1 pseudogene is annotated in these 611 nt (G+C 76.4%); it reads right to left on the bottom strand.

Annotated elements, in window-relative coordinates:
* Positions 1-611 (bottom strand): annotated as a pseudogene (locus GT042_RS02870) (hypothetical protein); the annotation flags it as partial.

The raw sequence follows: 611 nt of genomic DNA, 5'->3' as shown, positions 1-611 counted from the left end.
GCCGCGCGGCCGGAGGCCGGTGCCGCGCCGGAGGGGCCGGGCATCCCGGCCCGGTCCGAGGAGCGCGACGCGCGGTCGTAGGACACGCGGTCGGCGTCCGGCAGGGCGTTCACCAGCCGTCGCGCCTCGACGAGTTTGCGCTCGACGGTCCGCTTGTGGCGGGCGACGGCCGCCCGGCTGCGTTCCAGCTCGGCCAGGTCACGGGCGGATTCGAGCCGCTCCTGCGCCAGTCCGCGCTGTGCCTGGCGGAGTTCCAGCAGCGTGCCGGACTGGTGCTCGGCGACCCGGTCCAGGACGGACGCCTTCTCCAGGTACTCGTCCGGGTGCGAGGAGAGCAGCAGCGCGAGTCCCGGGTCGATGCCGCCCGAGCGGTACTGCGCGCCCGCGAGCGACCCGAGCGCGCCGCGCATGCGGTTGACGCGTTCCTGGCCGCGCGCGGCCCGGTCCTGTGCCTGGTCGACCAGCGCCCGCAGCTCACCGGCGCGTTCGCCGGCCTTGTTGTACAGCTCGGTGGCCTTCTCGGCCTGCTCGAACAGCCGGTCCACCCGGGCCCGGGTCGCGTCCGGTGTCAGGTGGGGGTCCGCGCTCGCCGGGGCTGCGCCGAGGGCGGC

It is taken from the genome of Streptomyces sp. SID3212 (genome assembly GCF_009865405.1).
GTDB lineage: Bacteria > Actinomycetota > Actinomycetes > Streptomycetales > Streptomycetaceae > Streptomyces.
The sequence above is the reverse complement of the archived record's forward strand: the minus strand, read 5'-3'. Positions and strand labels throughout refer to the sequence as shown.